At 53.3% G+C, this 8,987-nt stretch carries 11 protein-coding genes; 4 read left to right on the top strand and 7 right to left on the bottom strand.

Translation table 11 applies throughout. From position 1 onward, the window contains the following. Positions 1–382 precede the first annotated feature (382 nt). Positions 383–1,588: a tyrosine--tRNA ligase gene (tyrS, locus tag ACYCZJ_RS14215; protein ID WP_461554889.1), complete on the bottom strand. Its 1,206-nt coding sequence runs from the start codon at positions 1,586–1,588 to the stop codon at positions 383–385. 196 nt (positions 1,589–1,784) lie between these two features. Here tyrS and ACYCZJ_RS14210 point away from each other — a divergent pair, with 196 nt between their 5' ends. Both ACYCZJ_RS14210 and ACYCZJ_RS14205 read left to right on the top strand, forming a co-directional pair. Further along, positions 1,785–3,110 (top strand): peptidoglycan DD-metalloendopeptidase family protein, encoded by a 1,326-nt coding sequence (locus ACYCZJ_RS14210; RefSeq protein WP_461554888.1) that lies wholly within the window; start codon positions 1,785–1,787, stop codon positions 3,108–3,110. 12 nt (positions 3,111–3,122) lie between these two features. Next, positions 3,123–4,229, top strand: a complete 1,107-nt coding sequence (locus tag ACYCZJ_RS14205; RefSeq protein WP_461554890.1) for an anhydro-N-acetylmuramic acid kinase — start codon at positions 3,123–3,125, stop codon at positions 4,227–4,229. A 67-nt stretch (positions 4,230–4,296) separates the two neighbouring features. Here the strand turns inward: ACYCZJ_RS14205 and erpA are convergent, their stop codons facing one another. The 4 genes from erpA to rplM all read right to left on the bottom strand — a co-directional run bounded on the left by erpA (position 4,297) and on the right by rplM (position 6,681). After that, the gene (gene erpA / locus ACYCZJ_RS14200; protein ID WP_461554887.1) at positions 4,297–4,647 is read right to left on the bottom strand and encodes an iron-sulfur cluster insertion protein ErpA; all 351 of its coding nucleotides are present in this window, start codon (positions 4,645–4,647) and stop codon (positions 4,297–4,299) included. Positions 4,648–4,722: 75 nt separating this feature from the next. Then, positions 4,723–5,751: an N-acetyl-gamma-glutamyl-phosphate reductase gene (gene argC / locus ACYCZJ_RS14195; RefSeq protein WP_461554886.1), complete on the bottom strand. Its 1,029-nt coding sequence runs from the start codon at positions 5,749–5,751 to the stop codon at positions 4,723–4,725. 99 nt (positions 5,752–5,850) lie between these two features. Further along, entirely contained in the window at positions 5,851–6,243 is a 393-nt protein-coding gene (rpsI, locus tag ACYCZJ_RS14190; RefSeq protein WP_461554885.1) for a 30S ribosomal protein S9, read from the bottom strand. A 3-nt stretch (positions 6,244–6,246) separates the two neighbouring features. Next, positions 6,247–6,681, bottom strand: coding sequence for a 50S ribosomal protein L13 (rplM, locus tag ACYCZJ_RS14185; protein ID WP_461554884.1), 435 nt, complete (start codon positions 6,679–6,681; stop codon positions 6,247–6,249). A 188-nt stretch (positions 6,682–6,869) separates the two neighbouring features. On the opposite strand from rplM, the gene ACYCZJ_RS14180 reads away from it, so the two are divergent. Then, the gene (locus ACYCZJ_RS14180; RefSeq protein ID WP_461554883.1) at positions 6,870–7,535 is read left to right on the top strand and encodes a YdcF family protein; all 666 of its coding nucleotides are present in this window, start codon (positions 6,870–6,872) and stop codon (positions 7,533–7,535) included. A gap of 29 nt (positions 7,536–7,564) precedes the next feature. Beyond that, positions 7,565–7,981, top strand: coding sequence for an OsmC family protein (locus ACYCZJ_RS14175; protein ID WP_461554882.1), 417 nt, complete (start codon positions 7,565–7,567; stop codon positions 7,979–7,981). A 14-nt stretch (positions 7,982–7,995) separates the two neighbouring features. Here the strand turns inward: ACYCZJ_RS14175 and ACYCZJ_RS14170 are convergent, their stop codons facing one another. Continuing rightward, the gene (locus tag ACYCZJ_RS14170; protein ID WP_461554881.1) at positions 7,996–8,313 is read right to left on the bottom strand and encodes a DUF2322 family protein; all 318 of its coding nucleotides are present in this window, start codon (positions 8,311–8,313) and stop codon (positions 7,996–7,998) included. A gap of 30 nt (positions 8,314–8,343) precedes the next feature. Beyond that, positions 8,344–8,967, bottom strand: a complete 624-nt coding sequence (coq7, locus tag ACYCZJ_RS14165) for a 2-polyprenyl-3-methyl-6-methoxy-1,4-benzoquinone monooxygenase (protein ID WP_461554880.1) — start codon at positions 8,965–8,967, stop codon at positions 8,344–8,346. Positions 8,968–8,987: the final 20 nt, after the last annotated feature.

The raw sequence follows: 8,987 nt of genomic DNA, 5'->3' as shown, positions 1-8,987 counted from the left end.
TGCTTTAAGTCTGAGCACTTGCAATTTCTTACTTCCCTCTTCCAGAAACCAGTTACCCAGCTCCCAAAATCAGGTACCCATCGCAAATACCCACACTTATCGGTTGTCTTGTTGTTAAAGAGCGGTGATTCCAATTTCATTCATTCTCGCCTCAATCAGCGAGGTGCGAATTATACTTACTTAAATCCGCATGTCAACAACATTTTCAAAATTCAGAACTCACAAAGTTTTCACAAAACGCTATTAACTAGATGATTTTAATCTGTTTTCTGTGCATGCCGATCAACAACGAGATGCGAATTATACAGCCCTGAAACATGCCGTCAATCGTTTTTTCATAAAAAGTACATCATGCCAAGCGATGTGTTTTAAATTCAATATGTTAGACGATTGTGACTCGGGAAAATTTACGTTTTCCAACCTGCACCACCACACACGTGCCCGCGCTCAACACCCATGTTTTATCGCTGATCTTGTCGCCATCCAGCCTCACCCCGCCCTGCTCGATCATACGCATGGCATCGGAGGTGCTGGTTGTGAGCCCAGCCTGCTTGAGCACTTGCGTAATGGACAGACTGCCATTATCGGCCTGCAAACTTACCTCCGGCATCACATCAGGGATGGCACCCTGCCTGAAGCGCGCCTCGAAATCGTTTAGTGCCTGGCCTGCCGCCGCAGGACCATGAAAACGCGCCACAATTTCCTGGGCGAAGCGCACCTTGGTATCGCGAGGGTTCGCTCCGGCATTGATCTGCTCACGCCAGCCATCGATAGTTTCCAAGGATTCGAAAGAAAGCAACTCTATATAACGCCACATCAACTCATCAGACACCGACATGATTTTGCCAAATATTTCCGATGGCGCTTCAGTGATACCTATATAGTTGCCCAGCGATTTGGACATCTTGTTAACACCATCCAGGCCTTCCAGTAGCGGCATGGTGAGGATGCATTGCGGCGCCTGTCCATGCTGCTTCTGTAGTTCGCGGCCCATCAGCAGGTTGAATTTCTGGTCGGTACCACCCAGCTCCAGGTCCGCGTGGAGCGCCACAGAATCATAGCCCTGCACCAACGGGTAGAGAAATTCATGTATGGCGATAGGCTGGTTTCCCTTATAACGTTTGTGGAAGTCATCCCGCTCCAGCATCCGCGCCACAGTATGGCTGGCCGCTAGCTTGACCATACCTGCCGCCCCCAGCTTATCCATCCAGGTGGAGTTGAATACCACTTCGGTTTGCTCGGGCTTGAGTATTTTGAATACCTGATCGGTATAAGATTTAGAGTTTTCCAGCACCTGCTCGCGCGTCAACGCCGGGCGCGTGGCATTTTTACCCGTAGGATCGCCAATCATGCCGGTGAAATCCCCTATCAGGAACAAGGCATGATGTCCCAAATCCTGCAACTGGCGCATTTTGTTGAGCAGCACCGTGTGCCCTAAATGCAGATCGGGTGCAGTGGGGTCAAAACCCGCCTTCACACGCAGGACTTTACCTGCACGCAACTTCTCCACAAGCTCCTGCTCCACAATCAATTCATCACAACCGCGCCTGATAATCCGCAGGGTTTCTTGTATTTCCGAATCAAGCATTAGCACCTCGGGTATATATCCAACAATTTAAAGAAATTTATTTATTGGCCGCTATACATCTATATATTTTGTATTTTATTATTGGCCGCTATACATCTATATATTTTGTATTTTAATAAGATGGATCGCCGTGCTTTCCGCTCCGACCCTAATCTGTTAAGCTCTCGCGTTGAATTCGTACGGAAAGGCTGGCACCATGGCGAACCAAAAGGCAGTAAGTTTAACGCAAGCGGACAAATTACACGCACGTAAAGTACGCTTGCGCTGGCTGGTCGCCGCATCAACCTTGCCGCTTTTCGGCATCATAGCTGCCTTTGGCATCGCCCCACAAACCGATACCAACAACATTCCTGTCAGTACCATAGTTGAGAATTTGACCGTGCCGGCCAGCGTAATCCAGGCCGACAATTCCAACCCAGCAACCGCTTATTGGCGCGACGAGCGCATTGAATCCGGCGACACCGTAGCCAGCGTACTTGATCGTCTGGGTGTATCCAGCGAGGAAATCGCACGTTTTCTGCGCAACCCCGAAGCCACACGTGCGCTTGCGCAAATCAGACCAGGCAAACGCATCCAGGCTCAAACTACAGATACCGGAGAATTGCTCTGGCTACGCCATATCAATACAGCCGGTACATTGCTGCAAATTTCCAGGCAGGGCGAAAATTTCGCCGTCACACAACAGCAGGCGGCACTGAAAACCAGGACAGTGATGAAATCCGGCGAAATTCGCAGTTCGTTGTTTGGCGCCACCGACGCAGCCGGCATACCTGACAGCATTACCACTCAACTGGCTGATCTATTTTCCACCGACATCGACTTCCATAAGGATCTGCGCCGAGGCGACAAATTCAAGGTTGTTTACGAGGCCATGTATAACAATGGCGAACTGGTGATGACCGGGCGTATATTGGCAGCCGAGTTTACCAACGATGGTCAGACATACAAAGCCGTCTATTTCCAGCAACCCAATGGAAAAGGCGAGTATTACACCCCTGACGGCAAGTCCTTGAAAAAAGCCTTTCTGCGCTCGCCAATTGAATTCTCCCGCATCTCTTCAGGTTTTGGCATGCGTTACCATCCCATCCTGAAACAATGGCGTGAACACAAAGGTGTCGATTACGCTGCACCCGCAGGAACCAAAATCAAGGCCGTCGCCGATGCAACAGTGGCTTTCGTCGGCCAGGAGCGGGGCTATGGCAACTTTATCCTGCTGCAGCATAGCGGCAACTACAGCACTGCCTATGGTCATTTGTCAGCCTTTGCCAAGGGCCTGCATAAAGGCGAAAAAATTCATCAGGGTGACGTGATTGGATATGTTGGCAGTACCGGCTGGGCTACCGGTCCGCATCTGCACTTTGAATTCCGTATTGCAGGCGTGGCGGTAAATCCTTTAACCGCAAAAATTCCTTACACTTTGCCGCTCTCGGCTCAATATCGACCGATATTCCGCAGTGCTGCTCAGCCGTTGCTCGCCAAGCTCGACCTGCTTAATGGCACCAATCTGGCTGCCCTGGAATAATTGCCGGTCAAATTGGTTGGGAAAACACACTTCATCGGACTCATGTCCGGCACCAGCCTGGATGGTGTAGACGCAGCACTGGTCAGTTTTGATACCGCAGGTCCGCTCACGGGGGAACTTGTCCACACCGCGTATCTTCCCTATCCTGAGCCACTACGTGAACAGCTGCTGGCAATTCATCTCCCGGGCCACGATGAACTCCACCGTGCCGCCCTGCTCGCCAATGAATTATCCAGACTATACAGCCGCGCCATATCGGAATTACTGGCCAGAAGTGCCATGTCAGCTGAAACAATTGAGGCTATCGGGTGCCATGGCCAAACCGTCAGGCATCGCCCCGACGCAGGCTACACGATACAGCTGGCTAACCCCAGCCTGCTTGCCGAGCTCACGGGCATAAGTGTGATCGCCGATTTTCGCAGTCGCGACATCGCCGCCGGCGGCCAGGGCGCACCACTCGTACCCGCCTTTCATGCGGCGGCCTTGCGCCACCCCACCCAACACCGTGTCATTGTCAATATTGGCGGCATCTCGAACCTGACTGACTTGCCCCCCAGCGGCAAAATAATCGGCTTCGATTGCGGCCCCGGTAATTTGCTTATGGACGCCTGGTGCCAACACCATACCGGTCAACTGATTGATCAAGCAGGCGCTTGGGGCGCAGCTGGAACACAGCTTCCAGATTTATTCAATCAACTTGTTGCACATGCTTTTTTTTCGGCACCACCACCCAAAAGTGCAGGACGCGAAGAATTCAATCTGGGTTGGCTCGATAGCCATTTGACGGGCACCGAGTCTGCACAAGACGTACAGGCAACACTACGCGGTCTGACCACTTACGGTATAACACACGCCATCGAGACGCATTGTCCCAATGCCCACGAGGTATACATCTGCGGGGGAGGCGCGCGCAATACAGCCCTTATGGATTCTTTGCGGGCAGCCCTTCCAGGGAAATTGCTGGCTTCTACGGAAATGCTGGGTGTTGACCCGGACTGGCTTGAGGCGCATGCCTTTGCATGGCTGGCTCGACAGACCAGATTGGGCTTGCCTGGCAATCTGACGGAGGTGACCGGCGCACGCCACCCTTGTGTATTAGGTGCGATCTATCCGGCATAATACCTTTGTTACAAACAAAAAACAGGCGGCCATATGGCCGCCTGTTTTTTTTGCAGAACCTGCTATCTCAGGCAGAAAACGAGGAACCGCAACCACAGGTGGATGTGGCATTCGGATTCTTGATCACGAATTGAGCACCCTCCAGGCCTTCCTGATAGTCAATCTCGGCACCCGCCAGATATTGGTAGCTCATTGGATCTATCAACAGCGTCACACCGTTCTTGACCATCGGTGTATCGTCTTCATTGGTTACTTCATCAAAAGTAAAACCGTACTGAAAACCGGAGCAACCGCCGCCTGTGACGAATACACGCAGTTTCAGGTCAGGATTACCCTCCTCTTCGATCAACTGTTTCACTTTATTGGCAGCATTGTCGGTAAAAACAAGTACGCTAGGCATTTCTGTCATGGCATTCATCGCTACTCCTTAAAACTCAAATTTTGTCCTTCATTATGGGCAGTACCCACGCATACGTCAATCACTACCGGTTAGTCAAGGCAACAGACCGATTAGTTCCAGACCCATGGTTTCAGGCAAACCGAACATGATATTCATATTTTGCACTGCTTGACCGGATGCGCCTTTCACCAGATTATCAATCGCCGATAAAATGACCAGCGTATCGCCCCCCTGCGGACGGTGCAACGCAATACGACAGGTGTTGGCACCCCGTACCGAACGGGTTTCCGGATGAGACCCAAAGGGGAGCACATCCACGAATGGCTCATGCTGATAACGCTGCTCGAACAGCGTCTGCGGATCGGATTCACTGGTCAGACGCGCATACAGCGTCGCATGTATGCCACGAATCAGTGGCGTGAGATGCGGCACAAATGTCAGACCAACCGGTTTACCCGCATAGCGCGCCAGTCCCTGACTAATTTCCGGCAAATGGCGATGACCCGAAGCAGCGTACGCCTTGAAATTATCACCCGCCTCAGCAAACAGTGTTCCTACTTCAGCTTTACGACCAGCTCCACTCACCCCGGATTTGACATCGGCAATCAGGTAGCTTTCATCCACCATACCCGCTTCCAGCAATGGCAAAAATCCCAGCTGAACCGCCGTTGGATAGCAACCGGGATTCGCAATCAGCTGCGCCGTCTTGATTTGTTCCCGGTTCACTTCCGGCAGACCGTACACAGCCTGCGCCACCAGATCAGGGCAGGCGTGCTCCATGCCATACCATTTTTTCCATACACCCAGATCCTGAATACGGAAATCCGCTGCAAGATCAATGACACGCACGCCCGCCGTCAGTAATTCACGCGTCTGTTGCATGGCGATGCCATTCGGCGTGGCAAAGAACACGACATCGCATTGGTCCAAACCAGCATCCTGCGGATCGCAGAATCTCAAATCAACATGGCCGCGCAAATTGGGAAACATATCCGCAACCGGCATGCCCGCTTCTTTGCGCGACGTAATGGCCACAAACTGAGCCTGCGGATGCCGCGCCAGCAAACGCAACAACTCCACACCCGTGTAGCCAGTACCGCCAACGATGCCTACCTTGATCATCTGTCTTCCCCTGTGCTGTAACCCTCTAATGATACCGCGAACCCGCAATGAAAAAAGCCGCCCGATAATACAGGGCGGCTTTTTCTGTGCTCCGAGCGCTTAACGCTTGGAGAACTGCTTGGCCCTGCGCGCTTTACGCAAACCAACTTTCTTACGTTCAACTTCACGTGCATCTCGCGTCACCAAACCAGCCTTCTTGAGGGCAGGCTTGAGTTCCGCATCAAACTCGATCAAAGCGCGCGTAATCCCATGCCGAACTGCCCCGGCCTGACCGGATTCACCACCGCCATGCACATTCACCATGATGTCAAAGGTGGCTGAGTTATTGGTCAACTCCAACGGTTGACGCACCACCATGCGACCGGTTTCACGCGAAAAATACTCGTCAACAGGTTTTTCGTTCACAACGATATTGCCCTTACCAGGCTTGATGAACACGCGTGCCACAGAACTCTTGCGGCGGCCGGTGCCGTAATAATAATTTCCGATCATCGCTTATCCTCTGATTTCCATCGCTTTGGGTTGCTGCGCAGCGTGGGGATGCTCACCACCGGCATAGCACTTGAGCTTCTTGATCATGGCATAGCCCAACGGGCCTTTAGGCAACATGCCTTTAACAGCCTTTTCCAGCGCACGACCAGGAAAACGTTCCTGCATCTTGGCAAAAGTGGTCTCACGAATACCGCCAGGATAGCCGGTATGGCGATAGTATTTTTTGTCTTCTGCCTTATTGCCGGTTACTTTCAGTTTGTCCACGTTCACGACCACGATAAAATCGCCGGTATCCACGTGGGGGGTAAATATGGGCTTGTGCTTGCCACGCAGACGATACGCAACTTCGGCCGCCACATGGCCGAGCACTTTGTCCGTAGCATCAACCACGAACCAATCACGCACAACTTCGTGCGCTTTAGCGGAAAAGGTTTTCATTCGAAACCCCTGAGAATCTGGATGAGGAAAGCCGCGCATTTTACGGCCATCTACTGCGACTGTCAAACCGCTGTTAGAATTCGACGTTTGAGTTTGTATCAAATTCCATGAACTGGCTGGCCACAAACCTGATTAGCGCCTTATTACTCCCGCCCCTGAATCTTGTTTTACCGGGTTTTGCAGGCTTCATGCTGTTACGTCGATGGCCAACGCTGGCACGTGCCCTGATATTTATGTCGCTGGCATTTCTAACCATTCTATCCATGCCTGCCGTGGGAAATCGCTTACTTGCGCAACTGGAACCCTACCCCGCACTGAATCCTGCGCATCTTCCGCAGGCTGACGCCATCGTCATTCTGGGTGCAGGCACCTATTTTGAAGCACCTGAATACGGTGGCGATACCGTCGATTCCATGGAACTGGAGCGGCTGCGTTATGGCGCACGCCTGGCCCGCATGACGGGTCTGCCTATTCTGGTGACGGGGGGTCGGCCTACTGGCGGCAAAGCGCAGGCAGTGATGATGCAGGCCGTGCTGGAACAGGATTTCCATGTGCCGGTACATTGGAAGGAAACACATTCCAACACCACCTGGGAAAATGCGCGCAATAGCTATGCGCTGCTTGCACCCACGAAGATAAGGCGCATATTGCTGGTGACCCATGCCTGGCATTTGCCGCGTGCGGTTTACTCGTTTGAAAAAGCCGGCTTCAGCGTCATTCCCGCAGGAACCGGCTTTACGTTAACCAAAAAAACCCGCGTAATGGATTTTATTCCCCAGCCACGCGGACTCCTGGACAGCTATTATGCAATGCATGAAGCCATCGGCCTTATCTGGTATCGGCTAAAAGGATAAAATCATCCCTTCCTGCACAGGAGTTACACATGCAAGCACGCATCAAATGGATCGAAAACGTTGCATTTCTCGGTGAAACCGGCAGCGGACACGCTGTATTAATGGATGGCGCCCAAGAAGGCGGCGGCCGCAACCTGGGGCCGCGCCCAATGGAACTGGTGCTTATCGGCACCGGCGGCTGCACCGCTTACGATGTGGTGCACATCCTGAAAAAATCGCGTGCCGAGATTAGTGATTGTGTGGCGGAAATTCAGGCAGAACGTGCTGACGAAGACCCCAAGGTGTTCACGAAAATTCACTTTCATTTTGTCGTTACCGGCAAAAACCTCAAACCGGAACTGGTCGAACGCGCAATCCACCTATCCGCAGAAAAATATTGCTCGGCCTCGATCATGCTCGGCAAAACCGCCGCGATCACCCACGATTTCGAGATTCGGGAGGCGTAGCGCGGTTACGGCAATTACGCCGGGTAACAGCGTACCGAGTAATAGGTATTATGCTCTATTGATTGCAGCAGGCGGTCGATATTGGGATGCTTGCCGGGGTGCGCACGCGCATCTTCAGTGTGCTCGGCAAATAGCGCCAAGGCTTCCTCGGCGGCTTTGGGACCGACCCCACCCCATTTGAGCGCGACATGATAATAGACACGGAACGAGCCGCTGCTGCCTGGCTTGTTTTCAATCACTGCCGCGACTTCGCCGTCTTCGCCGAACAGCTTCATCAACGCGAAGGCGTCTACGTTTTCCAGTTTTTCCAGATTTTCTGCAAAATTCGTCATTGCTTAATTTTCCAAACGCAAAGGCGTGGATTATACCCAGTAAGCAGTTTTCGTCATGACTTTCGAAGCCAATTGCATCGCCATCCTGGCCGGCGCAGGCAGCGCTTGCGCCCCATGCGCCATGGCCGTTTCGGCATGGCGCGCTTCATCTTCCTGCATTTGCGCGACCACTGCGCGGCTTTTGGCATCATCTGCCGGCAACGCCTCCAGATGCCCCCCCAGATGCGCTTCGACCTGGCGTTCGGTTTCGGCCAGAAAACCGAGACTCCACTTGTCGCCCAGTGCGCCCGCAGCCATGCCCAGCGCGAGCGAGCTGGCGTACCATACCGGGTTCAACAGGCTCTTGCGCCCGCCCAGCGCGTGAATGCGCGATTCGCACCAGGCCAGATGCTCGGTCTCCTCGCGCGCAGCTTCCTCCAGCGCCTCCTTGGCTGCCGGATCACGCGCGGTCAGCGCCTGCCCCTGGTAGAGCGCCTGCGCGCACACTTCGCCGACATGGTTCACCCGCATCAGCCCTGCCGCGTGCTTTTTATCCGCTGCGGCCAGCTCCGGTTCGCTCAGATCGCGTCCCGGCAGCGGGCGCGCGCTCAGCGCCGGCGCCAGCAGGGTACGCAGCCCTTTGTCGAATTCAATAATCAGTTTGTCCAGCATCATTTGCCACCTCACCGGCTGGG

This window comes from Sulfuriferula sp., from assembly GCF_054605375.1.
Note: the sequence above shows the minus strand (reverse complement) of the source record. Positions and strands in the feature narration are given on the sequence as shown.